19 protein-coding genes are annotated in these 26840 nt (G+C 39.0%); 3 read left to right on the top strand and 16 right to left on the bottom strand.

Features of this window, described 5'->3' with window-relative positions; translation table 11 throughout:
- Positions 1–2375: 2375 nt before the first annotated feature.
- From ACFIJ9_RS02435 to ACFIJ9_RS02380, 12 genes are all read right to left on the bottom strand, one after another.
- Positions 2376–2882, bottom strand: coding sequence for a hypothetical protein (locus ACFIJ9_RS02435; protein ID WP_375635646.1), 507 nt, complete (start codon positions 2880–2882; stop codon positions 2376–2378).
- A gap of 437 nt (positions 2883–3319) precedes the next feature.
- Positions 3320–3475: a hypothetical protein gene (locus tag ACFIJ9_RS02430; RefSeq protein WP_375635645.1), complete on the bottom strand. Its 156-nt coding sequence runs from the start codon at positions 3473–3475 to the stop codon at positions 3320–3322.
- An 850-nt stretch (positions 3476–4325) separates the two neighbouring features.
- Positions 4326–5330 (bottom strand): phage tail protein, encoded by a 1005-nt coding sequence (locus ACFIJ9_RS02425; RefSeq protein ID WP_375635644.1) that lies wholly within the window; start codon positions 5328–5330, stop codon positions 4326–4328.
- Complete coding sequence (locus ACFIJ9_RS02420; protein WP_375635643.1) at positions 5327–6466, bottom strand: tail fiber domain-containing protein; 1140 nt, start codon at positions 6464–6466, stop codon at positions 5327–5329. Before ACFIJ9_RS02420 ends, ACFIJ9_RS02425 begins: the two co-directional genes overlap by 4 nt.
- On the bottom strand, positions 6463–6945 hold the full coding sequence (locus ACFIJ9_RS02415) for a hypothetical protein (protein ID WP_375628924.1): 483 nt from the start codon (positions 6943–6945) through the stop codon (positions 6463–6465). Before ACFIJ9_RS02415 ends, ACFIJ9_RS02420 begins: the two co-directional genes overlap by 4 nt.
- 232 nt (positions 6946–7177) lie before the next feature.
- Positions 7178–8641, bottom strand: coding sequence for a hypothetical protein (locus ACFIJ9_RS02410; RefSeq protein WP_375635642.1), 1464 nt, complete (start codon positions 8639–8641; stop codon positions 7178–7180).
- Positions 8642–9143: 502 nt separating this feature from the next.
- A complete protein-coding gene (locus ACFIJ9_RS02405) occupies positions 9144–9839 on the bottom strand; it encodes a hypothetical protein (RefSeq protein WP_375635641.1) in 696 nt (231 codons plus the stop codon).
- Positions 9840–9921: 82 nt separating this feature from the next.
- Positions 9922–11040 (bottom strand): N4-gp56 family major capsid protein, encoded by a 1119-nt coding sequence (locus ACFIJ9_RS02400; protein ID WP_375635640.1) that lies wholly within the window; start codon positions 11038–11040, stop codon positions 9922–9924.
- A 240-nt stretch (positions 11041–11280) separates the two neighbouring features.
- Positions 11281–12054 (bottom strand): hypothetical protein, encoded by a 774-nt coding sequence (locus ACFIJ9_RS02395; RefSeq protein WP_375635639.1) that lies wholly within the window; start codon positions 12052–12054, stop codon positions 11281–11283.
- Between the two features lie 308 nt (positions 12055–12362).
- The gene (locus tag ACFIJ9_RS02390; protein ID WP_375635638.1) at positions 12363–14204 is read right to left on the bottom strand and encodes a portal protein; all 1842 of its coding nucleotides are present in this window, start codon (positions 14202–14204) and stop codon (positions 12363–12365) included.
- A complete protein-coding gene (locus ACFIJ9_RS02385) occupies positions 14204–15565 on the bottom strand; it encodes a PBSX family phage terminase large subunit (RefSeq protein ID WP_375635637.1) in 1362 nt (453 codons plus the stop codon). The genes ACFIJ9_RS02390 and ACFIJ9_RS02385 overlap by 1 nt, the downstream gene beginning before the upstream one ends.
- Positions 15566–16245: 680 nt before the next feature.
- Complete coding sequence (locus tag ACFIJ9_RS02380; RefSeq protein WP_375635664.1) at positions 16246–16587, bottom strand: hypothetical protein; 342 nt, start codon at positions 16585–16587, stop codon at positions 16246–16248.
- Between the two features lie 819 nt (positions 16588–17406).
- On the opposite strand from ACFIJ9_RS02380, the gene ACFIJ9_RS02375 reads away from it, so the two are divergent.
- Complete coding sequence (locus tag ACFIJ9_RS02375) at positions 17407–17778, top strand: helix-turn-helix domain-containing protein (RefSeq protein ID WP_375628911.1); 372 nt, start codon at positions 17407–17409, stop codon at positions 17776–17778.
- Between the two features lie 744 nt (positions 17779–18522).
- Positions 18523–18894 carry a helix-turn-helix domain-containing protein gene (locus ACFIJ9_RS02370; RefSeq protein WP_375628909.1) on the top strand — a complete coding sequence of 124 codons (372 nt, stop codon included), beginning with the start codon at positions 18523–18525 and terminating at the stop codon, positions 18892–18894.
- A 1933-nt stretch (positions 18895–20827) separates the two neighbouring features.
- Here ACFIJ9_RS02370 and ACFIJ9_RS02365 read toward each other — a convergent pair.
- The 4 genes from ACFIJ9_RS02365 to ACFIJ9_RS02350 form a co-directional block, all read right to left on the bottom strand.
- Entirely contained in the window at positions 20828–21223 is a 396-nt protein-coding gene (locus tag ACFIJ9_RS02365) for a hypothetical protein (RefSeq protein ID WP_375635636.1), read from the bottom strand.
- A gap of 974 nt (positions 21224–22197) precedes the next feature.
- A complete protein-coding gene (locus tag ACFIJ9_RS02360) occupies positions 22198–22320 on the bottom strand; it encodes a hypothetical protein (protein ID WP_273788452.1) in 123 nt (40 codons plus the stop codon).
- A 164-nt stretch (positions 22321–22484) separates the two neighbouring features.
- Positions 22485–23720 (bottom strand): MFS transporter, encoded by a 1236-nt coding sequence (locus tag ACFIJ9_RS02355; RefSeq protein WP_375635635.1) that lies wholly within the window; start codon positions 23718–23720, stop codon positions 22485–22487.
- Between the two features lie 434 nt (positions 23721–24154).
- Positions 24155–24622, bottom strand: coding sequence for a DNA polymerase (locus ACFIJ9_RS02350; RefSeq protein WP_375635634.1), 468 nt, complete (start codon positions 24620–24622; stop codon positions 24155–24157).
- Positions 24623–26449: 1827 nt separating this feature from the next.
- Here ACFIJ9_RS02350 and ACFIJ9_RS02345 point away from each other — a divergent pair.
- Positions 26450–26821 (top strand): helix-turn-helix domain-containing protein, encoded by a 372-nt coding sequence (locus tag ACFIJ9_RS02345; RefSeq protein ID WP_375635663.1) that lies wholly within the window; start codon positions 26450–26452, stop codon positions 26819–26821.
- Positions 26822–26840 lie beyond the last annotated feature (19 nt).

The raw sequence follows: 26840 nt of genomic DNA, 5'->3' as shown, positions 1-26840 counted from the left end.
TTTCATAGGGGCTTTACCCCTATACCATTGACGAGTGTTCTTGTGAAAGGGACTTGGGAGTGGGATATCTCTTTAAAACAAGTCCGTAAATATGCAATAAATATATATTCGGAGACAAATAATATTTGGGGCATTCTGTTTTTATGTGAGAGGCATAATCCCAAAAAGACACGCGATACACAAAGGCATAAGGCATTATCTTCATTATTTAAATAATATTGCTATAGATAGTTTTGAAAATTATAAAGAAAAAAAATGATAGCACAAAGAGTGATTAATATGCCTTTATATTTTTCTCAATAAGGCTGTCTCTCTATTTCAGCAATCACTCAAATACAGCCCCCATCTGTCATACATAAAGTCTAGCTTACAAAAGCTGGAGTCACTCAGAGAGTTTTGCCCTTCTGAATCTGTAGGATTCTCATTCTTCTTTCTCTCAAACATGCTGTAGCGTTGAGATTTGATGTTGTTTGACAAGCAACAAAAAAGCTCTGTACTCTCTTAAGAAAACAACGCCTTAAGGTTACACACATAATGGATTGGAAAGATGTCCTAGCTTTTTATCAAACATGCTGTAAAACAACGAGCGTAACATATTGGCTTTTTGCTTGTCCCAAAATGTTCATCCTAATTTCTTGCCTCCAATTCCCTTGCCTACAATTCCCTTGCGTCCTATACATAAAGATCAAGTTGAAGGAAATATATGGACAACCCTGAACTCGAAAACATGAAAGGACGACGTGACAGAGTTTCGCGTTCCTTTGTCATGCAAAAGCATTAGACATTCTGAAACAAGCACACTTGCTATCTCGTAATGATTTCTTTTTTCTGCTACCGGTCAAATCCCTTTATTTAGAGAATTGGCTATCACAAGTTATGCAACAAATAGCGCTATATGCAACAAACAAAGCCTGATTTATATCCGCATGGAATCCGTTCCAGTTTACATGATTGGCTCACAAAATCCACTTGACTTTCCCCTTCTTCTTTCCCCCTCGTGGGATCTCTATCACCACAGAACAAAAAGTGATATTTTATGACGCTTTATGGACAAAATCCCCACCGCCCGAAGAGTTCATCACATGACGAAAAAACACCCCTCATATTTACCACACACAAACACTTCAATATATAAAATCTTACATGCCTTCTATCACCACACTCTCAAAAGGCAGCACGACAACAAGATAAGAAATTATTGATGTAAAACTCCAAACAAAGAAAAGAATGGACTTTCTAATCGAGATCAACAAACACTGTAAAAGACACATTTGCATTTTTGATCATGCGAGCATGTATGATAATGGACCTTCAAGTGCGCCACCATTTTACGCTTCACCCATATCACTCTCCGTCAAACAGTAACAAACATTCTTTAACTATTCAACGCCCCCCATTATAATCAACGCAAAGAAACTAAACAGGTACCTGCATTTTTATTTTGAATCTTCCTCACTGGGATAAAACACACATGGTTTAAGTCCATAATTATAATAAAATCCGTTCTTTTACGCTTGTAAAAGATAATTTTTCTTAACTTGCATCCACCACTTCAAAAGACGAGGCTTCACCCAATCTGATCTATTAATAGCTCGGATTATAGCGGGGTCCATTTAGCTTTCCCACATGTGATTTACTTAAACTTAAAGCTCAACAAATAAGCCCTGCCTTAAATATTTGGCACGCCTTTAAAAACACTTTTTGTGTTATTTGAGCTCTTACAAAGAGGCTTGCCTTATATCATCACACCTGAAAGGACAGTATTTACAGTATAAGCAGGATAAGACAAATCAACAACCGCTTGTACAATCTTGTTTGATAAGAAAACAAGTGAAAATTTCTCTTTCAAGCCTGCTCAAACAGTACAACATTGCTCTTCTTTATAAGAAAAGATATAATGACACGCATTTTTTTCTTATAGGAATTTTTCTGCTTTTGTTCTTGTGACAATTAAATTTTTCTTTTTATGGGATTTTTGGCAAATTAAAATTGCACTAAACTGCTTTTTTTCTCTTTTAAAAAAGCGTAGAAACAGCAAATTGTTTATAAATTTAAAATCATTGAACGCTCTATCCAAAAGCTTTTTAAAATTATTGCAAGATTTTCTATCGTCTACAAACTTCTTTTGCCACGCGTTTCTGTTTGGGCACAGCTCCTTTCTCTGTAGGCTTTAAAAACTTGCCCTTAGATTTCAATATGCGCCCTAATCTCCCCAACAACTCATGATCAACTTTCCTGCAACAACTTTTACCTTTTTTTAACATCTCAAACAGAGTGCAATTCCACACCCCACCGAAGATATAAATAAGGTGCATCTGATCTATAGCTTCAACCCATACCTATTGTTATAATCAGTTTGTTATGACCACTCTTTTCTATTTTTCCTTTTTAAACAAAGAAGAAATCCCTCTAGACTGCTCAACACCCATGTATTGACTAACATTACTGTGTATTTCTAGCGGCTCATGTGCTGTAAGTTTTGAAACAAAAGAGCTGTAGTCTATTTTTGGCGTCTCGTTTATTGGAGAAAAAAATATGTCTCCAGCGGACAATGCTTCTATTTTAAATTCTGATCCGCTCACTATACTGCTCGATGTCGTTATTCCAGCACTCACAACATTATTAATACTGTCTTGATTCTCTTTTTTCGTATTTTTTTTCTGTTCGACCTTGGTAGGATCTAGAGTATTTAATTTTTTTTCTAACGCATCCATGCGCTTTGCTAAAGCATCCATGCGCTTTAAAATTTTTGTAATATCTTCATATGCTTTCTTCAACAATGCGTTTAAAGGAGCATGTCCCATTCTTCCGCTAGCATAAAGAACCACACGAATACATTCAGGATCATCAATATCAGCAATAGAAAATGGAAAAAGTGCCATTATATTCCCCTTTTTTGATAAGCTAAACGCGTATTAAGCATTTGAATATCTTTTTCCGTTGTACGGCTCTTGCATTCCTCAGACAACCTCAGACAACCTCAGACAACCTCAGACAACCTCAGACAACCTCAGACAACCTCAGACAACTATGTGAAAGGCTTTTGAAAAAAATTTCCTCATTGAAAATTTTTACAAGGTATTTTTTTAGATTATAGTCTGTTTTCCACCTAAAATGATGATTTTATCACCTGAAACCAAAGAAAAATGCATGTCACCTTGCTGCTTTGTTGGCTTTCCCCAAAATGACAAAGCCACGCCCACCGATCTTCAAACAATGCCAATCGATAAACAACAATCTGTAAACAATCTGACTTCTTATCTAATGGATTTGGCTTACCCCCTTTAAATGCATCCTTGTAATGCAGCCTTGTCTAGAGTTATTCTACAAAAAACGCTGCTTTAAGAATACGCACAGACGAAAAACATCCCAATGCATAAAGTTTTAACCGCATCTCAAACAATGGTATTTTACGACACAACGGGATAAACCATTGTTTTACAGATTTTCTCGTATCACTCTCATTCTGTTTCAAGAAGTTTCCTAACAAGTAAAAAATGCCATCTAAGAGAGTTCAATTACTCACCATGTGTTAAACGCATCGCCAATCTGCTCTAGCCAATAAAATGCCCATTTTGAAAGAATGAACGCTTTTTGCATACACGCTCTACCCAAAAGAAGGAGAGCACCATTTTGCCTTTTCTCTCTTTAAATAAACATATCCATTGATCTCTTCCCGCCACCTAAAAGGACGAAGATTTTAGCCCCACATCGGTTTGAAACAATCCAACTACTCTGAAGGGATTCCGTCTGCTGCTCACCTTATATAATTCACTTGCATAAGGCTTAACGAAGCACCCCATCCCCTGAATAGATGTCTCTTCAATACTTAAATGGATCAAGTATTGTATGTCTTATTTTCCTTATATCACCATATCACCAGCTTCAATAATAGTGTTTTAATGACGGTGTTTTACGGTATAACAAGATAAAATTTTATCCATGGGCTTTTTGTCATCGCCCACCAGCGCTTTAAACCCAGCACCTTAAACAATGTATCACGATACCACAAGAGGGAGCCTTTTGGATAAAATCTTTATTCCTCAGAAAAAAACTCTATGAATAAAGGAAGATTTTTTGTTCTCTTTTACCCCTACCTTCAATAATTACTGTCTTGATCCTCTAAAGAACAATAGGCAAACTTACCTTTAGACATCCAACAAAGGCAGCACAAAAAATAAAATAATAAAGAGAGTTCAGTTTTTTTCTAAAGCGCCTCAAAACTTTCTGCACAATATATTCTATAAGACTTTATATTCTATAAGACTTTTTCTCATAACAGATATTTTGCTCATTTTTATCTTTCTCTCTCAAAGCTTTCATTCTCAGGCTTTGACAGCATAAACCACCGCCATATTGACGGGGCGTGTTTCATCCCCCCCTGTTTTTTGCAACAAGACCTTATGTTCATGCTCTCCCGCAGCCTTCGTTAACCGATCTTTATTGTAGACTTGAGCCAGATTTCTATAATATTCACCGTGATTCATATCCCAAACTACCTTGTCAATCATTGGATAACTATGCTGGTGGTTACCTGTTGAATCTGTTTTTCCTTCATGGGTATGAGATTTAAAAGACTCTTCTTGTCGACTTCCCAAGCGACGTCCTTTATCAATTGCTTTTCCACTATCGAGCCCCCGTAAAAACATTCCACGCAAATCGGGAACATTGAATGTTGTTCTCCCGTCTCCTTTTCCCCACGTTTCCCCCAAAACAGCAAAGAGATTGGCATAGTTCTTTCGCGAATATTCTTTACCATCACAGAGTAACCATCCAGAGGGTATTTTTTCTGTAGCAAAAGTCCCAATAAATCCAGAAGAAAAAGTTTCAGGCAAAGGAGGAAAGGGCGGAATTTCAGGAAGTTTTATAGTAGGATTGGTTAAAAACCATCCATCAGCATTTTTTCCGGCAATATCACACGTATAGACGATTTCATAAAGCCCCCCCTTTTGAATTTCCCCCCCTTTTAAAGGCATAATACCCTCTGGCGTTGCCATATAAGTTGGTCTTGGCGGCAATTGATTTAAAGAAACATTTGTTATTCCTCTGTTGACGCCTTGTGCTTTAAAGCGCACAACAATGCCATCCATATAAGTCTCAAAAAAAGACTTTGTCGCCAAACGAAGTGATGTCCTCTCGTTTTCCACATCGACAGTAAACTGTGTTTCAATCCCGCCCCCATTATCCAACAAATATTCTTTGATGCGTTGCATCATAGCGCGAGCACTATCATTGACTGTACTTGGCGGTTGCCCTTCTGCCCAGTTTATACTCTCATCGACATAAGCATTTTCTGATGCGATAATTGACCAATCATAAATCGAACTCATAGAAGATACTCTTTTTTCAAAAAGGGAAAACGAGCAAAAAATGAAGAAAAGAAAGCCGCAATTTTATTTTTAGATGCCGGTATTTTGTCCATTTTCATTTTGTCCATTTTCAGTCCTATTTTGTCATAATCAACATGCAATAACTTTGTTTTTGCATTGACATAAACAGCTTCAGGCTTCACACGCAATACGTCTTGCGCCATAACGCCCTGATAACGTTGTGGATTTCCTTTATAATTAAAGATATAAAGTGGATATCCCTTTTTCTGCCCCACAGGGATAATATTTTCTTTTGCTCTCACATCACAAAGCCCTAAAATTCCTCCTACCAATCCAAGTACTTGCTGCGCATCACGCAATGGATCTTTTGTCACAGAAGGCATTGTCGTGGATTTTCCTGAAGTCGTTCCGTAATTTCCAGCAGCCTGTGTTCCTATCTGTAACAAGCTTTGCAATCGGTTCCAATCTTGATTATCTTTTTCTGACCATTTTTGGCGTTCAGCATCTAAGATATTTTGACGATTTACATCTTGAATCATGCCCCCTTTCAAAGCATTGCTTTGCACATTACTCTGTCCTTGATAATAGCTATTTGCCGCATTAACCTGATCATTCTGAGAGCGATCAATCATCTGGTTTGCATTCATCATATTGTTAATATCTTGATTATATTGCTGTGCTGCAGCATTTGTTGCTAAAGCGCCTAGTTCATCGGCCAGCACACCGGTGTGAGCCCCAGAGCCATAACGTCCTGCCCCAGACATCGACTGATTAATTGCATCGGAAGTTTTATTCAGGGCATTTTGCAATGCAGTATTAAATTTACTATTGCTTCCAATCCAGCTTCCCTTAGCCATACTGGAAAGATTTGTAGCGCTGTTGGTTGGTGCATTCAACCATTGCGTTACCGTTGGATTGTTATAGAGCCCTGCTGCTTGTTGTAAACCGGTCAGAGCATTTTTTGTCATATCGCTAAGACCAGCGACTCTGTCTCCCTGATAAACGTTGCCGCCAATTCCTTTATTATAAAGTCCTAGTGCATCAGCACTGGCTTGTTTAAAAATATCAGCCGCCCAAGCAGGTGGAGCATTTGTTTGTGTTGTTGTCTGCACTTGAGGTGTGGTTTTTCTACTCATGGCTTGAGAACCTTTCTATATTGAATAAGATTACGAGAATATCCGTGATGAGCGAGCCTTTTCGCCCATCCAGTTCTTCCAAACATGTGCATTTCTTCAGCATTAATTGTTCGCGCCCATTTTTCGACTTCATCAATCAATTTGACCAATTTCAGCCCTCCCTCTCCAGCAAGATCTGAGAGAACGACGCATTTTTTCCCTGTATGGGTTATTTCAACTTTGGTTATTGCAAAAGCACTAAATTGGATTTTATTTTTTAAGACCAGCCACAATTGTGCTTGTCCTGTAGCGATTTCTTCAGCAATTTTTTCCAGACAAACATCATCAGGAAAGCGCTGAGCATATTTTTTCAATGCAGCATTGAGTGCCTCTTGATAGGGAGCGATTTTTTCCCATGGCCATTGCTCTGTCAAATGAGCAGAATACAAATCTTGACTCTCTTGCATCATAACTTTGGCTCTTTTAGCTTTATCACTCATCTCCCCTTAAATAACATCCCCCTACGCATTTCTCACGTTCCATACTTACCGCACAACTTTCAAAAAGAAGAATAAAACAAAAGAAAAGAAGCCCCATCATCCCTTTGTCATAACAAATAGGAAACTTTCTTCTTTATAAAAATAAGCCATTGTGCAGACTATTTTTCCTTTATCGCAGAAAAGCATGAAGCATAACGCACCACCTTGTTCCTTTGTTTATAGAGGCTTTGGCCTATCGCATACCGGCTCGCGTCAATTCCACATCAAATCCAGTGACATGAGTCCAATTCACCCCTTCAGGAATGCGCAATTTAAAGCGATAAAACCGTGCCCTTGCGCGACAATGAATTTGTCCAGTATTATAAGAAGGCTGTTTTTCTGGCAACCAAACAGTTTCCTCTTCAAGAGATTGTCGAAAGCGCATTCCCACAGACAAATAAAACTTTCCACTATTGACTTGAGGCATAATATTTTTCACCCGTGTTATCATGCCATTTGTCTGCCCCATTTCTTGTGATGTCACGACACAAGCCATAGCCCCCCCAGAAAACGAACCCAGTCTCCCCTGTTGATCAAATGCCCCCAGAATAGGCGATTCATTTTTCCAAGCTTTACTATCGAGAGAAAAGGACAAATCATCAATATTCTTAGTCACAAAATCAAGACCTTCTAGGGTTGTTCCTGCTAAGAAAATAGGCAATATCATTTTGATATCCACGAGAGCTTTTGTCCATTTTTGCAATCCCCAATCATAAATGAGCAAGATACGTTTATGAAGGTTCTCATCAGAATCAACCATCCAATAAACACGATTATACACCCCATCGATAGCCGCAGACATGGTATACAGATTATCCTGCCTTGATTTTGCGGTCATCGTTCGATCGACTTTTTCGAACCCAATGGGGATAATCTGTCCCTCATTTGTTATTTGATAAAAACCGCCCTCATCGGCAAAGAATGCTAAATCGCCTCTACAAACAATCGATTCAGCATTTTTTGCACCTCGTTTATCGTGAATTTTTTGGAAACTAAAAATAATCTTAGAGCCAGGGATAAAAGAACCAGCATAGATTGCAGAACGCATAAAGATAATTGGATTTGTTGTCTCGGTTGCCCCTTGGACGAATCCGCCATCAGGAAAATCTTGATAATCGCAACTTTTTTTCCCCACGGTCCAAAATTCAGCATCATTTAATCCAGACCAATGAACCCGCCTTGGATGCTCGGTTAATTTCATCAAACAAACGAAATCTCCCCAGATTCGAACAATCCCTGCTTGTGGTGGATTTCCCCCTAAATTTCTAAATTTTTTATCATGATTAATATCAATCACTTGTGGTTTATCATTGGCATTCACTGCAATGATAAAATCACCAAATAAAGCAAAAGACCACGGAGCATCAACATTAGCAAGATAAGATTTTCCTTTTTGGCTAATATCCTTCCACTTCATTGTTGTATTATCAAGCAAGAATATTTTTTCTCTTGTCCCAACAATAATAGAAACCCCATTTTTTGTTTTAACCGCAAGAGCACCTAAAATTGGCTCAGGACAAGGCTCTGATAAAGGTTCAAAACTTGGCATAGGAATATAGGAGCCATCAGCCGGTAGCACATTAACAAGTTCATCGGTAAAAATTCCATTGATATCCGCCACATCGGGTCGATAATCAGCGATTGGGAAAAAAGCCATCAAGACCCCCATAAAATCTTTGAAGAGCCTAGTGCCATTCAAAACACCAAGGCTTATTGATAAAAAACCACAAAAGCCCTTAAAACTCTAAAGGCATAAAATTCAACAAAATACACAACCTTAAGTTGATCAACGCATCGAAAAAAAGATACCATAAATAATGGCATACCCAGCGCCATCCACCAGCGCCCGACCAAAATCAACCGCCCGCAATCACCAAAACAACTGGGAAAAAGCCTTTAAACTCTCCATAAATCTTTGAAGAGCCTAGTACCATTCAAAACACCAAAGCTTACTGATTGAAACCACAAAAGCCCTTAAAACTCTAAAGGCATAAAATTCAACAAAGCACACAACCTTAAGTTGATTAACACGTCGAAAAAAAAAGATACCATAAATAATGGCATACCCAGCGCCATCCACCAGCCCTTCACCATCAATCCCCAGCGCTTATCCAACCATAAGGGACAAACCAGCCATAAACGATTTGGAACAAAGCCTTTTAAAAACTCATTGGGCGAATCTTTGAGGAACCTTTTCGGCGCGATGTTTCAATGCGCAAAGCTTGAAGCTGTTCTTGAAAATCTCTGAAAGAAACGGCGGCATATTCAGGGTCTTTAAGAATATTTTTATAAAGTTCATATTTTGCCCGTGCTTTAATAAGATCAAAAGCATAAATCAACCAAGGATTATCGCTTTCTTTCAGCTGTTCATCGGCAAAATGAACAGGAGCATAAGAAAGCTGCATAGTTTCCACATGTTCTGGTGTTGGAAAGAGTCCTATTTTTTGATCAAGGCACGTATAAAAGAATGGCGTTCCTAGCGCAGGATGCATACCATATTGTTGATGCAACACTTCCAAGGGCTTAAAGAACAACTTTGTTGGTGTTGCATTCTTTGTTGCTAAAAAGACGCCTTCCAAGCTCTTTTCTGATTCAATAAAAACTCCCTCTTCTTGCCCATACCATGTTTTACCACTTTGTGTTTTAAAGGTCCTTTCTCTTTTTTCATTAAAGAAAAAGGGTTCGCATTCACACACACGCAAAGCCGTAAAAATTGAATCTTGAATTTGCAGGGAATATTCCGCTGTTGTATCGTCAATTTCATCTTGAATAAGCGCGACCATATAAGCAAAAGTTTTAGAATGGTCTGAATGTGTAAGGTTTAGATTTTTGGGATCAGTGTATAAAGTGGTCATAATCCTGTCCTTTTTCTGGAAGCATTTTAAATTTTTCCCCCAACAGATCCCTCTTGTTGGGGGAAGTTAGCAAACATTCGCTTTAAGCAGGTGCTCCATAAGTTGGGATGACAATAGTGCCAAAATCCTGAGCCCCTTGCGTACTTCCTGGCAAGGTAAAGCAAGTTTTTTTCATACCCATAATGGTTTTTGCCGCGACCCCGAATTCTCTTTCATAATCGAAGAGTTCTTCCACCAATTTATAGCGTGTCGCCCCTCGATCTTTACCAAAAGCAATCACAGCACTCTGTGCACCAAGTAGAACAGCACGACGCACATTTGGTACAGCTTTATTTGCCGTCCCAGATTCGACTCCTTCGGTAATATGTTCAGCTTCGCGCAAAACCACACCATTATACATGCCCAAAGATCCATCATAGAGCGGATTTTTGATACGACTTCCACTATAGATTGCCTTGGTAATGTCGAGCCATTGCCCCGCATCTGTATTGGTTCGCAATTGCGTCACTTGGGTTGGATGTAGATAAAGCACATAGACATTTTCCCCATCGATCCGCACGGGTCTAATTTTGGGATTTGCCAATTTAGCCCTTTCGACAGCTTTATCAATGAGCTTAAGATCAAAAACATCGTTCGATTTTAAATCTTCATCTTTTGTTTTTCCATTAGGGCGCACGATGCGTTTATCGGTTGGTGCCGTTGGCGCATTAAACCCATAATGGACAGGTTTAAGAGTAATCGTACGTCCCTCAAAGTTAATAGCTTTTGCAGTATATCCACACACTTGAATGAAGAACATCATACTCAGACGATCTGCATACCAATCAACCAAACCATTTTTTGCCTCGGTACGCAAATCATGGAGAATTCGTTGTTGATCAATCGTTCCCTCATTTTTGACACGCACAGCATGAACGAGTTCATTAATTGCCAAGCGATCATTGAGAAACTGTAAGGCTTCTTCATTGCCTTCCAATGTCTGCCCTTCACTCACCCCATCGCCTAGCAACTGCACACGCAAATTAAAGCTAATGGCATCCCCACTTGCTTTCGTGGTTTCATCCTTTAATTGTACGATACTGTTTGAATCATTTCCAATCAACGGTGCAATCGGAATTGCTTTTGAGACTTCTTGGTTTAGTAATTTAGACCATGTGCGCACTGCCATTGGGTCATTAAGTCCGATATAAGTTACAGTCATTTTATCCTCTAAAAGTTTTATTGACATAAAAAACCCGGCAAAGCGCCGGTTGTTAAAACACCACATTTCATTTCAAATGGTGAATAGGTTGTTCGTGTGTTTTATCTAATTTCTGTTAGCGTCTGCCTCCCCCTTATAAGAGCTCTCCTCACCACATCCGTGCTTTGAGAAATCCCCCGCATTCCCTGCGCTAAAAACCTCTCACGTTCTCTGCAAAAAACACCCCCCGCATTTTTATTTTTAAAATTCTCTTCCCCCCATTAAACGATTAAAAGCAGCTTTATTTTTAGGATCAGAAACCCAAGCGCTAAACTCTGCTTCTGACATTTTATCAAGCATCTCCAAAGAAATCGGCCCATTTGGCGTCAAGCCGTTATAAGCAGCAAGTGTACGTGCAGAATTGTGTCTTTCCTGTAAATTTTCATCCATGTTATTGGGAACATTTGTGTAGCCAATTTTTTGTGCAATAGAGTAAATCACTTCAGCCGGATTTTGATTTTTTTGCGCACAATCGCGCAAGATCTGCTTCAACTCATCGCCAATCAACGCATCAATATTTTTGGGATCTGCCATCTCAGGATAGAGCGAAGCGCAAGCTGCTAACTGTTTAGCCCGCGTTTCATAAATAAAATCAGCTGCTTGATCAAAATCATGATGCTTTTGTTTAACACTTGCAACAGACTGCTGAAAAAACGCATGCAACTGTTCTGCTTCGCGAGCCAGAGAAGGTTGTTGTTTTTCATTAACAAGTCCTTGTTTTTGGAGTGTTTTTCCCAACCATTGCATATAGCCCATAAAGTCTTTTTGCGGATCTGGCGGAGCATCTTCTCCCCCTTGAACCTCTTTTCCAGCCTTTTGCGAAGAATACTGTTTTTGATGCGTTTGCCCTTGAAAATTATCTTCAAGAGTTTTTTCTTCTCTTCCAATTTCACCGTCTTCTCCCTCTTGTGTTGAGAGCAGATAATCCTGTTTCAATTGGTTTTGTTCTGCCGGCGTTAAGTGTTCTTGATCCATGACATTAGCCTTCTCTTTTTTTAAACAATAAAATTAAATTTTTCAGATAAAACAGCCTGAGAGCATTTATCCCCTTAATGCTTACCCATCTTTTGGCTCCAACATTCCCCCCACATGGCTCCCCCACCATGACGACAAGACTTCTATCGAACATTTTCCCCAATACACACTGTCCAATAAAACAGCTCTTCTGAGATAAAGAGAGGCGACATTGCACGACATAAGCAACATGGGTAACTATGGAAATTGTTTAGATAAGCAACTTCTGATAGATGAAATTCATCCAAGAGAGCACATGATAAAGCACCCTATTGTTGAGCCTTTACTGTCTGCAACATCTGCATTATCTGCTCTGTTCCCACATTCCCCCCCATCTGCGCTGAGGCATTTTGCTCTTCTTGAAGAGAATTTTGCGCCTTTATCGCAATTTTATGAATGAGTGAGGCTGGTAAAGGCGAATAGCGTAAGAGATCAAGCATAATCTCAGGCGTTGCAAAATTTTGCATCAAAGGAAGCAGTTGCATGATCAGTGCAAAAGTACGCTCTTTTTCATTAAGACTTGTTGGCGCATCATCCACAACAATATCATATTCCAAACTTGTCACCATTTCGCGTGTCAGTGGAACATACTGGGCATTTTCATCACCAGCAATACGGACCAGCCGCCCATCGGACAGATAATTTTGAATAAGATAGAGAATAATTTTCCCCTGTCGTTGCCGATATCGACGCAACCCATCAAAAAAGGAAGCCAAAAGATTAAGTGACGATTGTCGCCGTTGTTGTTCAAGAACGCCAGGCTGATTGACAGCTCTTGTCCCAATAAATTCAGAAGACAACCCCGTCACCTGTTCGAGTGCGCTCTTTGCTTCATTAAACAATTGGAAAAACCCTTGCGGAAATTGTGCCACGGGTTTAGGCTGAATTCTTCCCCCAGACACAGCACCACTTTTCAACCAAGTAATACTATCGGCTCTAGCCCAACTCTCGAGGGCTTGTCGATCATCATCAAAAGCATCGCGTTCTGCCATAATTCCGCCTTTTGATTGGCTATTGAGCAAATGCATCACTTGACTAAAATATTTGTTTGCCCACCGTTGGGGATCTTTTGTAGGGCGCACAAGTCCGTAAAAGTGCCGGCTTAACTTATCAAAAGTACCGGTAATACATTCCCATCCCAATTGATTGTGTGGGACCAAGGGCTTATCAGGCGCTTCGAGCAGCTTTCTGCCCAAAAATGCCCGTTTGACAATTTTTCTGTTCAACCTTGTTGCTTGAACATGAGGAAAGGTTTTGCTTAAATTTTGGAAATCCTGCTCTGAATAATCAATAAACTTTCCACTTTGAGGCTCGAGAACTTTATAAATCACCTCGCGTTCAAACCAGCGACATTCTACCAATGTCACCATTTTAGGACGTTGATAGGTCCCTCCCTCTTCCCACTCTCCTTGATATCCCCTCTCAGCTTGATAACTTTGTGTCATCCCATTGCTGGATGAATGTAAAAAACTCTGATGTTTAACCCAATCAGCATTAAGATCACTCCAATGAACATTGGGAAACATTTCCTGAGCCACAGCAAGAGGTTTTTCATCAATATACCATAAACGTTGTGCATCAATAAGATTAGGCTTAACAGCACTTGCATCCCACACCATTTTCATAGGGTCCAGCCGCGCAATGATTGGTTTTCCTTGTGGATCTTCTTCATAATCAAGGCGTGTATCTGTCCACCCCATTCCGCAAATAATTGCATCTTGAAAGGCATCGGAATCTTCGTATTCCCCATCGGCTTCATCACGAAACCACTCAGCTGCCCCTGTCAGAATCTGGTTTGCAAAGGCTGCTCCTTCTTGTCGTGGAATAAATTGAACTTGTCTTTTATTATTGCGCTCAGCCCCAATCACGGCATTAATTAAAGGCGCAATACGGTTAAAAGTCATGACCGGTCTGTTTTGTTCGTTCAAGACAGCAAGGTCTTGCTCATTCCATTGCCGTCCATTATAAAAATCGTAATCTTCTTGGGCATTTTTTCGCCATTTTTCGACATGGGCAATATCATCCTGATACCACCCCACGAGTTTTTTAAAGAGTGCTTGATTTTCAAGCGTTTCGATTTGATCAAAAGAAGAATCTGTAGAAATATTCATTAAAAAGCCATCCATGAAGTTTGAGAATGGTGAAACGAGCGATAAGGTTTTTTTCGCGCTCTAGCATTTGGTTGTTCATAAGCCACACACATCAGTCCAAAGGCATCGGCCCCATGGCTAGCCCAATCATGTTCAGCCCCTAGTCCGATATTGCGCTGTTCGTCGCGCTTTTCATGATACCAAGCGAGTGCTTTTCTGCCCGCACATGTCGTTTCACGATTAAACCATAGTGCAGGAAACAATCGCCTTACGGCTTCGATACGCATTTTCACAGCGCCTGTTCCTTGATTAGGAATCACTTTAGTTTGAAACCCAGCTTGTTGAAGGGCACTTTCAAAACTCACATTATAAACACGATCTTTTGTTGCGCCATCATGGGGCAAAACCATGAGAGCCTTTTCATATCCCCTTTGAAAGACCCAGCCCACATGCTCTGAGAGAGGCTGTCCTTGGGCTTCATAATAATCGAGCACTCGAATTTCCCGTCCAATAAATTGCGCAACCCACAATGCGGTAGCATCAGCCTTTGCTCCTGTTCCCCCGATATCCCAAAAGATTCTCACCTGCATCAAAGGATCACGTGGAACGGTGGTAATCCGCCCTTCCATTTCAGCTTCGAGAAGACATTTCTGATAATAAGCCCCTTGGACAGCTTGGAGATATTCGCCTTCCCAAATATGGTTATACTGCTCTGGTCTTTGCTGCAAATCGTCCATTCGATCACGATTGAGTTTTTCAGGAAATTGCGGATTATCACGCCAATTAATTTCTGCCCCTTTGATATGAGGATTATCGACATTTCGGAAACGTTTTTCCACGGGTGCATTTTCATGGCACGGGTTCCATGTGACCCATAATTCTGCATTCCAATCTTTTCCTTCTTCGCGCAAAGTTGGAATGAGGGTTTGCCAAGCAGTTTCTGTCACGGGCTCGGCTTCATCGACCCAACAAAGGAAAACGCGCCCCATTGATTTAATACTTGCGATATTTCGATCAAGCCCAGCAAACACATAGACAATCCGTCCATCTTTTGATTTAATATATTTATCGCCAATGTCATAATAGTCTTGTAAAAAAGGATAAGATTCGATAGCGCGTTTAATTTCTTCCAAAGAACTGTCATTGAGAGAATTTTGAAATTGCCTTGCACAAAGAATAATCCCGCGTTCTCCAGCCATTCCATGGCGATATCCCACAACAGCGGACATCAAAGCAAAAGAACGTGTTTTTCCAGAGCCCCGTCCTCCCCAAGCGGCTCGCACATCTGCTTTTCCAGTAAAAACAGGAATAAGCTTTGGAATAAGAGCCACTTGAGCCGTTTTCTGCTCTATTTTTTGAGAAATTTTCTGAACAATTTTCATTATAAATTTTCATACTTTAGCAATAATTGCTCTTCATCCTTTTGCTTATCCCAAGTTTAATTATCCCAGAGCAATTGAAAGAAACGAGCAATTGAACGGAAAACGCCCTTCTCAAAAGCAGCGCTTTATCTTCTCTTCATCCTAATACGCAATGAATTTCACTTTTTTGCATGAAGCCCCCCCTTTGACCGCGTTGACCGCTTTGACCACTTTGACCCCGCATATACACGATATGCGCCCCCCCAAGGGTCCCCACCCCTCAAACACCGCGCCCTGTCATCCCCCAACCAAAGCACGGCATCCCCCCACCAAATCATAGCCTCAACACATGGCTCTCAGGCATATCCAAAGCCCAACATCCTCAAATATCATGCCTCTCAAGCTTCACCAATCCTCACACTTGTCTATCCCCGATACCCCCACCAAAACACATGCATCCCGCAAACATAACACTTCTCTCAAATTTCACGCCCTTCGCCCATCAAAACACTATCCCATATCCACCACACAAACATCCTGCACCAAATCTCCTCCAACACATGGCTCTCAGGCATCATTCACCCAAGCCAAGTATCACGAGCACCTACAAAGACGATAAGCCTCCGCTTCAATCCCCTCAAGACAAGCAATCACCAAAGCCGCCCTCTTCCAAGATGTCACCCCGCATCATCCACCTCAGCCTAACATTTTTCAATATCACAAGCCTCCGTTGCTGAAAAATCACGCTTCTCCGGTTCGATACTTTTTGCATTCACTGGTACAATCTCAATACGCGAAACTGTTTTAACCTCCCCTTCTCCAGTCCCCTGAAGAGGCAACACTTTTGCAAGCAGCGAAAAAAACGGTACGGGATTATTCAGAGCATGATACTGAAGATAAGACACCAGACCATCTTCACCATAGTGATAGCCCGCCTGCTCCGCCGCTGTCAAAAGAGCTTCATTAAATCGCTTTGTTGTTTTATTCAAAGCCCCTTTTTTCCGCCCTCTTCGACGTAAGGGAAGACAATGTTCATCTACCATCATCATGTTCCTTCCAACTAAAGAGAAACCAAAACCTCAAACACAAAAAAATGACATGAAAATCAGGAATGAAACCTCAAAAGCAACCAGCAATCTAAAAAAATGGAACACACCCTAAAAGATAAAAAACACGCACAAAGCACAAAGCCTCTGCTCCTTTTTTACAGATCAACGTTTTTACGCTTTTACATCATTACAGAACAAAGCCAAATGAAACTCCCAAACCATTACCCCGCATCGCTCTATAAACACGGGTCTGTCAACAATCTGATTTCTCGTCTATCAGATTCCCCTGCTGATTATTTCATATGGCTATCCCACACTTCAAAGAAGACTGTTTCATCAAACACGCCAGATAAGCTCTGATCTACAATTTGACTTCAAAAAGCAAATTTTCCTCTGCTGGATAAAGCTTCCACCCCGCACCGGTTTTAAACTATAATCCAACCTCTTACCCAATAAATTCCCCTACTAACATCAGATTACTTACCCTACTAACATCAGATTACCGCCCCCAAACATCCCTATTTTACAGTATAACCGTATAGCAAATATTTTAATTTTCTTGCCAATCTTCTGAAACTACTTTATTGATGAGCTTCTGTTTTTGATCGTCCACGCAACGGTCAAATAGGGATTTGAAAGCCCAAAAACTCAAACGTTAATTTACCCCACTTTGTGGGTATCTCGGAGTTCCGGGAGTTTTTGCTATGTCCAAGTGCTTGTCAGCACTAAAAGCAAAAAGCTGATTTGAGTTCAGTATTTTCAACCTCCCGGAATACCAATGCGAGGGCGCTCGCAACCGGAGGGGGGCTTTAAGTGCCAACTAAAAATCCACATTTCAACGACATTTTGATCGGTAAAAGAATCCGTCACAGACGCATTTCAATGGGGCTTTCTCAAAAGGAATTAGGAAGCCATTTAGGTGTCAGTTTCCAACAAATCCAGAAATACGAAAAAGGCTCCAATCGTGTAAGCGCAGGGTGTTTGCTCGAAATTGCTAAAAAACTAGCAGTTCCTATTACCTTTTTTTATACTGATATTTTTGCAGAAGAAGATATTCCCACAAAAGAAACTCTCCTACAGCGTGATCAATACACCTATAGCGAAAAAGAACACGCCCTTTTGAAAAACTTTAGAGAACTCAAAGCGAAAAAACAAAAAGCAGTTTTGTGGTTGATTTCTGATTAGACAAAAGCGCACCTATCGACATCCCTCACCAATATATCCAACACCCTTAAAATATAAGCTTCAGATCACGACACCTCAAAGAATGCAGTTTCATCAGACAAGACAGATAAGCCCTGCCCTAAAATATTCCTTCACACACTTTTCTCCAGTCAACGCACTTAACACCCCTCTTCATCCCAGCTTTTCCCTGCTCCACTCACAAATGCATCTCTCCTAGTTCTCTGACCACATTCCATGCCATGATAAAAGCATACACAAAGTACAAATCCTCCGCTTCACTTTTACAGATCACCGTTTTTGCGCTTTTACATCATTACAGAACGTAAGCCAAACGAAATATCCACCACCCCGCACCGCTCTGTAAACAGGGGTCTGTCAACAAGCTGATTTCTCGTCTATCAGATTTCCCTGCTAACCACTTCACATGGTTATCACCGCCCCCAAACATCCCTATTTTACAGTATAACCGTATAGCAAATATTTTAATTTTCTTGCCAATCTTCTGAAACTACTTTATGAATTAGCTTGTGTTTTTGATCGTCCACGCAACGGTCAAATAGGGATTTGAAAGCCCGAACGCTCAGTACATAAATTTATCCCGCTTTGCGGGTATCCCGGAATTCCGGGAGCTTTTGCTATGTCCAAGTGCTTGTCAGCACTAAAAGCAAAAGGCTGACTGAGCTCAGTGCTTTCAAACTCCCGGAATACTAATGCGAGGGCGCTCGCAACCGGAGGGGGCACAAAGTGCAAACTAAAAATCCACATTTTAATGACATTTCGATAGGCAAAAGAATTCGTCATAGACGCATTGCAATGGGGCTTTCTCAAAAAGAGTTAGGAAGCTATTTAGGCGTCAGTTTCCAACAAATCCAGAAATACGAAAAAGGCTCCAATCGTGTAAGCGCAGGGTGTTTGCTCGAAATTGCTAAAAAACTAGCAGTTCCTATTACCTTTTTTTACACTGATATTTTTGCAGAAGAAGATATTCCCACAAAAGAAACTCTTCTACAGCGTGATCAATACACCTATAGCGAAAAAGAACACGCACTTTTGAAAAACTTTAGAGAACTCAAAGCGAAAAAGCAGAAAGCAATCTTGTGGTTGATTTCTGATTAGACAAAAGCGCACCTATCGACATCCCTCGCCAATATCCCCCTCTGCCTAAAGCCTTGCCCACCTGATACCACCACATCTCAAAAAAACGGTTTACGGCACCGGTTTACGGAGCATAATAGAATAACAAACACCAAAGCCTTGGAAAAACATCCCCACCCCTCTCACAGAATCTTATCAAGAGATCTCTTCTGATTTAAACGCACAATTCCGATTGTATCATTATGATACCTTTTTACATTTACCTTGTCAAGTTTTTATATTTTTCTTTTTATATTTTTGTGTTTTTCTTTAAGGGAGCCACATGCCTCAAAACACCTCTCTTGCAAAACGCCATTCCAGCAAAACGCCTCTCATAAAAAACACAATGTCCAAAACAACAAGAGCTAAAATAGGATTACCCCTAAATAGTATTGCCCCTAATAGGATTTCCCCTCTAAATAGGATTACCATTGTATTTCTCATTCACCCACTTATTAAAAAAACATCTCTCAATGCTTCTCACACCCATTTCACGGATATCCCCCATACAAATATAGACGCAAATATAATTGTTAAATTCCGCATAGAATATAAAAGCCAACCACGATTTTTCTCTCTTCACATCTCTTCACACATCCCCTCTTTACACATCCCCCTTTCAATCTGTTCACAGCTATTCCCAAACTCTCCTCTCCAACCAACGCACGAACAGCACTCTTCATTTCCCCTCCAGTTTGCATAACTCTTCGCCTCATCCCCTCCTTCTCACCACTCCATACCATAACAATATATTGATTTATAAGAAATAATTTAGCATTATTGATACTGATTGAGAGTTCCAAACATCGTAAGATTCTCTCATTTCAAATCTCTCCCATGTTGAATCAATCAAAATCATTCGCTTGCACGTCAAAAGCAAGGAGAGCCCGTGTGGATAAAAAACGATTCAGAAAGGAATAAAAATGGCTCTTATGAACCGTCTCAAGTGCCAAGGGCTGTAGCCAACACCCACGAGCTAGCAAATATAATGATGATACCGGCTTGCTTCTTCATAAGCGTAAAGATAGGGGAGCTCAATGGATTTATCATTATACCATGACAAAAAACACGCACAATACATAAATCCATAAGTCCTCCGCTTCACTTTTACAGATTCACATTTTTACGCTTTTACATCTTTACAGAACAAAGCCAAAGGAAAGATTCACCACCCCACGCTGCTCTATAAACACTGGTCTGCAACAATCTGATTTCTCGTCTATCAGATTCCCCTGTTGATTATTTCATATGGCTATCCCACACCTCAAAGAAGGCTATTTCATCAGACAAGACAGATAAGCCATGCCCTAAAATATTCCCCACACGCTCTTCTCCAGTCAACACGCTTAACACCCCTCTTCATCCCAGCCTTTCCCCACTCCATTCACAAACGCGTCCCCCTAGTTCTCTGACCACATTCCATGCCATGATAAAAGCATACACAAAGCACAAATCCCCCGCCTCACTTTCACAGATTCACATTTTTACGCTTTTACATCTTTACAAAACGCAGCCAAACGAAACTCCCAAACCACCACGCGACAATTTGATAAAAACAAAACACCTTTCAACAATCTCAAACAACAGATTTCCGTAAAGAGTTCATATGAATTTGATTGTTTAGATCTGACTATTAAATTGGCATATAGAGCTGTAGAACAGAAAGTAATTTTCTATAAGACAGAAATGATAAAAGCGCTATATAACTGAGACAGAACATGAAGAATTGCGAACAGATAAAACGATATCTCTTTTCATTACAATACTGAAATTGTAAACGAGACGACTGGTAATTGTCAGCTGAATATATAATTTTCACATCTGTAAATTTTTATTGATTAATTCAATCCCAACATTTCCCCTGAAACACATTTCTTCATTATCTACTTCTTTGAGACAAACCGGCAAAGGGGTTTCATCTATTATAAGTACGGAAATAATAACGGGTTACTCCAACCTCATCATAAGAAACCATAGACAGAATACCTGTCTTTATTGGCATTATTTGATAAGTCAAGATTACACCATTTTGCTGTTTGTTTGGTTGGTCTGTATAGATCACGTTATATCCATTCCGTCGCAAGAGATTAATAAATACAGGAGTAAAGTTGTCTTCTGTTTTATTTTTTTTCACAATAAGTGTTGTTGTAGCTGGTGGTAAAGGTTTTTTAAGATTACGAACAAAATCGTTAGCAATTAATTTTATATCACTCTTCGTAACATTAGGACTGACATAATTTGATGAATAATTACTCATAGATGCACAACCAGCCACCAAGACAAGAGGCAACGGAAATAAATATTTTGACATCTAGACTTCCCCTATAAATTGTATTTCCTTTTTTGAGAAGCTCCTACACAAGAAATAAGAGCATCCTTTCTAAGAATAGCATTAACAACATACTGCTTTACAATCAAACATTAGTTAATCAATTTCTCACTTGTAAAAGAACAACCACCATCTCTAATAGTACTCAAAGCTTATGCTTAACATAAAAAATATATATGTTAAAAGTACACAAAACATATGTAAAGAATATAGTATACATATACTATATGTATACTTATTTTCATGATTTTCTGTATTACATATTATTTAAGACAGATTTATCATTAAAGAAGCACAAACATTGGATGACTTTCCAAGCAATAAAAATGATATTTTTTATCCCCATAACATTGAAATTATCACTTGCTCGAAGAGTAATTATTGTTTGAATATTTAGGTTTTTACGGGCCATTTAGATCCCGACTTCCCCACTATCTACCAATTTGTACCGATATTGTTTCTTTTGGTTTTTCATTTACGCTCATCATTAGCTATTTTATGTGTTTTTTGAGACAATTGTGAAGCTCTACCCCAAAACAACGAATGAAATTTCAAAACACCACGCAACAATTTGATAAAAACAAAACACTTCACAACTTAAATTCCACTGGCAAGCTTATCCCCACCCCTTTTCATTCTTTCTCCATCCCAAGGAGGGTATCTACCCCTCACACATCATCCTTCATCCCTTCGCACCACCACCTCTTATCCACACTCTCCTAACCTATCCATGCGCACTCTCTTCATCTTCTATTCCCCCTTTTTCCCCCCCATTATACACTTAACAACTTAACACCCCTCTTCCTCCCAACGTCCCCCTCCATTCAAGAAAACTCTTCCCCCAATCCTCGCACCACATTCCACGCCCAAAAAAGCCCAACGTGACCAAAAACACGCACAATATATAAATCCACAAATCCTTCGCTTCACTTTTACGGATTCACATTTTTACGCTTTTACGTCATTACAGAACAAAGCCAAAGGAAAGGCTCACCACCCCACGCTGCTCTATACACACTGGTCTGTAAACGAACAAAGCTTTTTGCCCAGCCAATCCGCTCCCCACAGTCTTCAGACACCCCTCCTCAAACGACAGGACTTCATCAGGCTCAACAAATCAAGCCCTGCCCTCAAATATTCCAGCTTTTCACTCCCCCCTCAAAGAGCGATGTTTTTACATCATGAACAGGATAATTAACGAACCGTCTTAGAAAAAAGAAACGGCATGGAGATATTAAATATATCAATGGTCGTCATCTACTGTCGTATTAAGAGATGTTGTATCTTTATTTTTCTTAATTTTTAAAATGCCAATCATTCCCGTGGAAATAATTAATGCAGACATAGCTAAAAAGGAGCTTAACAATCCCACGAGTGCAAAAAGTCCAGCAATAAAGCCAGACACTGCTTCCGCAGAGTTCGCTAAAGTTGAAAAAGTTCCAAAACTCTTACCAAAATCTTCACGACGAGAGTATAATTGAATAGCTGAGACTAAACTAATATCCACAAATGCACCAATAAATCCTAAAACAAATGCTAACACGAGAAGGAGTTTTAAATAAAGTTCTGCAGCTAAGGGCATAACAAACAGAATAACCCCATAAAGAAGCCAAAATACCATGAGTTTCAACGATGTAATCTTGAATATAATTTTATGATATAACAAACCACCAACAATAGTTCCAACAGCCATGAGAGAAAAAATATAACTAACAAGGCTTTCCTCTCCCCCTATAGAGAGGACAAAAGCTGGAATTAAAAATCTTAAAATTGCACCAGTAAAGAGAATAGCAAACGACGAGCCAACGAGCGTAATAAATAAATTATTATTTTCTTTAGAAATATATTTAAGATAGGAAGCTGTTTCTCGATAAATTTTTATAAAATTGAATGATTTATTCTCGCTTGAATTTAAATTCATGAGATTAAATAACACTATAATAGATATAAAATAGGTAAAAAAATCAAAAATGAGTACTGCCGATTTATTTGCTAAAAAAAGCAGTAGGGAACAAACTAAAGGACCCATGACGGATGCAGTTTCCTCTATAATTTGTGCAATGCTATTGGCCTTTGTCAGATCCTTTACTGAGAACATTCTGGGAATAGCAGCTTGAAAACTTGGTTGGAAAATACTTCTTCCTATCGTTGTACATATTGCTGCGAAAATAAGAACAATAATATGTGCAGTCCCTGTTATAGTGGTTATAAAAACGAATAATGAGGCTAATAATCTAACAAGTTCACTTAAGATCATATTTTTCTTCAAAGAAAAATTATCAGCTAACCAACCTCCTATAGGACCAAAAAAGAGAAAAGGGATAAATCGAAAAAAATACACAAGACCTGTAAAAAAGATGTTATCTGTTAATTCTAAGACCAGTAAAACAAAAACAACTTCATAAGCATAATCACCAACTTTAGAAATAAAGAGAGAGGAAAAAAGAGCTAAAGGACTCTTTTTTAAAAATAAATTCATATCAACCATCCGATATTAAACTTTTCTACAGTTAAAGTTGCACTCCCTTCAATACAATTGGTGATATGAACTTCAAAAGAGTTGTTTACTCTAACAAATTGCTTAATAAGTTAAGTGAAAATTTTTAAAGAAATACTCCTCTTGATATAAGCATTTAGACCAATATCAAGTAATATATTAATTTTTCTTTCTTATTTGCTTTAAAAAAGAAAGAATGTAAAAATTATGAGATCAAAATCTGCTATATTATTATATTGACTTCCAGCCCACATCTCAAAGAATGAAAATTCCCAACCAGCACTGGTCTACAACCCCACTTCAAAAAGCAGCTTTCCCCACAGAACAAAGCTTACACCCAACCGCCCCTCAAACGACAACACTTCGTCAGGCTCAACAAATCAAGCCCACTCTCCTCCTATCCATGCGCACTCTCTTCATCCTCCATTCCCCCTTTTCTCTCCCATCACACACTTAACAACTGAACAGCACTCTTCCTCTAAACTTCCCCCTCCATTTATGAAAACACTTCCCCCAATCCTCGCACTACATTCCACGCCCCAAAAAGCCCAACGTGACAAAAAACACGCACAATATGAATTTGTGAATATTTCGTCTTTTTTGTAGATAGAATTACTTATAGGTAACAGTTTTAACATCATAGCTGGGTACATACTGTTAACATCATATACTTCAATTCCATTATATATATATGTCCCCATTTCTTGATTTAAAAAACAAAGCCCACCTTTATATGCATTTTTTAATATCTCATCATCATTTAATTCTAAAGTAGGTGTTAAAAAGTTGCTTTTGTAATTCCCGATAAATTTTTCATTACAGGGCTTGGTAAAGTATCGTATTTTTTTAAAATATCCTTTTTTAATAAAATGTCTTTTAACCATATCTTTTATGATATCATCTTTAGCTTTTGAGAAATTATTTTTTTTAAATCAGTCTTTTAGAACTTCTATCTTTAACAATATTTCTGTTTAATTTTGTTATTATATTTATTGTAGTGAATTAACTGATTTTCAGTTTCTGGATACGCTTTACAATAAAAAGCACTATTTGGAATTAATTCATTATATTTATGGGCACGAACAGCAAAGTTTTCTTTTTTTGTTTAAACTTTTTTTCTGCTTGCCATTTTTTTAATTCTCTGCTAGCCTCACACACATTCTTAGTAGTGACGGTTTCCGAAGGTGCGATTTCCTCCATCGCCCTTATACCTAATGAATTACTAAGATATGAACATGCATAATTTATATGTGGTTTTAAGTTTTGCATATCAGTTTTTTTGACATTGTTTCCCCAATGTTGAGAATTTTTTCCACTATTGAAGCCCTCTGTTCCCGCAGAGGGCTTATTTTATAATAATGTGACAAGTGTAACTGTATCATCTATTTTTTCTTGTAATAAATTAATAAATTTTTCACCATTAAAACATCTGTTTAAAATTTCATAATCTTTAAACTCATAAGTTTTTTGTTTCTGGATTAGAAAATTGAACTTACATTCTTATTTTAAAGTCAAATCTCATTAGCAATACCGTGTATTTTATTACATAGTAAGCTCTATTATTGTTACTAGATTTAGTTAATTTTACTGATAAAATTAGACCCATATTTTGACTGGGGGTTTCAAATTTAGAGACAATATCAAAAAATCTGGAATAGCTGTTCTTGCTATGACAAATAGAACTTTTTTATCATCAAAATATAGAACTGTTTGTACAGTATTAGTCTTTTTGTCTAAACGAGGAAATTCTGCTTTACCAGCTGAACAACCTAGTACTTTAAATTTAAAATCATCTTGACTATACATAAAGCACAAATCTCCCGTTTTGCTTTTACAGATTCACATTTTCACGTTTTTACATCTTCATAGAACGAAGCCAAACGAAACTTCCAAACCACCACTCCGCACTGCTCTGCAAACGAACAAAGCTTTTTGCCTAGTACCCTTAAACTTCAAATCTCCCTCAAACAACAGCACTTAATCAGGCTCAATAAATCAAGCCCTGCCCTCAAATATTCCAGATTTTCACTCCCCCTCAAAGAGCCGTGTTTTACGGCACAATAGAATAGAAAATTTTTGATTTTTCTTGCTAATCTTCTGAAATTCCTTTAACTTAAAGTGTAATTTTGATCGTCTACGCACCGATCAAGAGGGATTAAAGGTCCTAAGCTCTAGCGTAAAAACGAACCCGCTTTGCGAATATCTCGGAATTCCGGGAGATTTTGCTATGTCCAGGTGCTTCTCAGCACTAAAAGCAAAATGCTGATTCGAGGTCAGTGCTTTCAGGCTCCCGGAATACCAATGCGAGGGCGCTCGCAACCGGAGGGGGCTTGAAGTGCAAACCAAAAATCCACATTTTATCGACATTTCTGATTAAGCAAAAAACGCGATTTATAATCCATATTTCGCACTTTTTTAAAAAGTACCCAATCTTATAGTCTTTGAAATTATTTTGATTTTTCTTGCTAATCTTCTGAAATTACTTTATCACTTAAAGTGTAATTTTGGTCGTCTACGCAACGACCAATAGGGATTAAAAACCCGAAGACTTGACACATAAATTTATCCCGCTTTGCGGGTATCCCGGAATTCCGGGAGATTTTGCTATGTCCAGGTGCTTTAGCACTAAAAGCAAAAAGCTGAGTCAAGTCAGTGTTTTTAACTCCCGGAATACCAATGCGAGGGCGCTCGCAACCGGAGGGGGGCTTGAAGTGCCAACTAAAAATCCACATTTTATCGACATTTTGATAGGCAAAAGAATCCGTCACAGACGCATTTCAATAGGGCTTTCCCAAAAAGAATTAGGGAGCCATTTAGGTGTCAGTTTCCAACAAATCCAAAAATATGAAAAAGGCTTCAATCGTGTAAGCGCAAAATGTTTGCTCGAAATCGCCCAAAAACTAGATGTCCCCGTAAACTTCTTTTATGCAGACCTTGCCACAAAAGAAGATCTTTCAACAAAAGAAACTCTCTTACACCACGATCAAGAAACCTATAGCGAAAAAGAACACACCCTTTTAAAAAACTTTAGAGAGCTCAAATCTAAAAAACAAAAAGCAATCTTGTGGCTAATTTCTGATTAAGCAACAGCGCAACGATCAA

This window comes from Bartonella sp. MR90HLJMH, from assembly GCF_042194115.1.
GTDB lineage: Bacteria > Pseudomonadota > Alphaproteobacteria > Rhizobiales > Rhizobiaceae > Bartonella > Bartonella grahamii.
Note: the sequence above shows the minus strand (reverse complement) of the source record. Positions and strands in the feature narration are given on the sequence as shown.

What these genes read in the sequence shown, in the direction of transcription:
- ACFIJ9_RS02435 (WP_375635646.1), bottom strand. Translation starts at nt 2,882, where the DNA reads ATGGCACTTTTTCCATTTTCTATTGCTGATATTGATGATCCTGAATGT.
- ACFIJ9_RS02425 (WP_375635644.1), bottom strand. Translation starts at nt 5,330, where the DNA reads ATGAGTTCGATTTATGATTGGTCAATTATCGCATCAGAAAATGCTTAT.
- ACFIJ9_RS02420 (WP_375635643.1), bottom strand. Translation starts at nt 6,466, where the DNA reads ATGAGTAGAAAAACCACACCTCAAGTGCAGACAACAACACAAACAAAT.
- ACFIJ9_RS02415 (WP_375628924.1), bottom strand. Translation starts at nt 6,945, where the DNA reads ATGAGTGATAAAGCTAAAAGAGCCAAAGTTATGATGCAAGAGAGTCAA.
- ACFIJ9_RS02410 (WP_375635642.1), bottom strand. Translation starts at nt 8,641, where the DNA reads ATGGCTTTTTTCCCAATCGCTGATTATCGACCCGATGTGGCGGATATC.
- ACFIJ9_RS02405 (WP_375635641.1), bottom strand. Translation starts at nt 9,839, where the DNA reads ATGACCACTTTATACACTGATCCCAAAAATCTAAACCTTACACATTCA.
- ACFIJ9_RS02400 (WP_375635640.1), bottom strand. Translation starts at nt 11,040, where the DNA reads ATGACTGTAACTTATATCGGACTTAATGACCCAATGGCAGTGCGCACA.
- ACFIJ9_RS02395 (WP_375635639.1), bottom strand. Translation starts at nt 12,054, where the DNA reads ATGGATCAAGAACACTTAACGCCGGCAGAACAAAACCAATTGAAACAG.
- ACFIJ9_RS02390 (WP_375635638.1), bottom strand. Translation starts at nt 14,204, where the DNA reads ATGAATATTTCTACAGATTCTTCTTTTGATCAAATCGAAACGCTTGAA.
- ACFIJ9_RS02385 (WP_375635637.1), bottom strand. Translation starts at nt 15,565, where the DNA reads ATGAAAATTGTTCAGAAAATTTCTCAAAAAATAGAGCAGAAAACGGCT.
- ACFIJ9_RS02380 (WP_375635664.1), bottom strand. Translation starts at nt 16,587, where the DNA reads ATGGTAGATGAACATTGTCTTCCCTTACGTCGAAGAGGGCGGAAAAAA.
- ACFIJ9_RS02365 (WP_375635636.1), bottom strand. Translation starts at nt 21,223, where the DNA reads ATGTCAAAATATTTATTTCCGTTGCCTCTTGTCTTGGTGGCTGGTTGT.
- ACFIJ9_RS02355 (WP_375635635.1), bottom strand. Translation starts at nt 23,720, where the DNA reads ATGAATTTATTTTTAAAAAAGAGTCCTTTAGCTCTTTTTTCCTCTCTC.
- ACFIJ9_RS02350 (WP_375635634.1), bottom strand. Translation starts at nt 24,622, where the DNA reads ATGGTTAAAAGACATTTTATTAAAAAAGGATATTTTAAAAAAATACGA.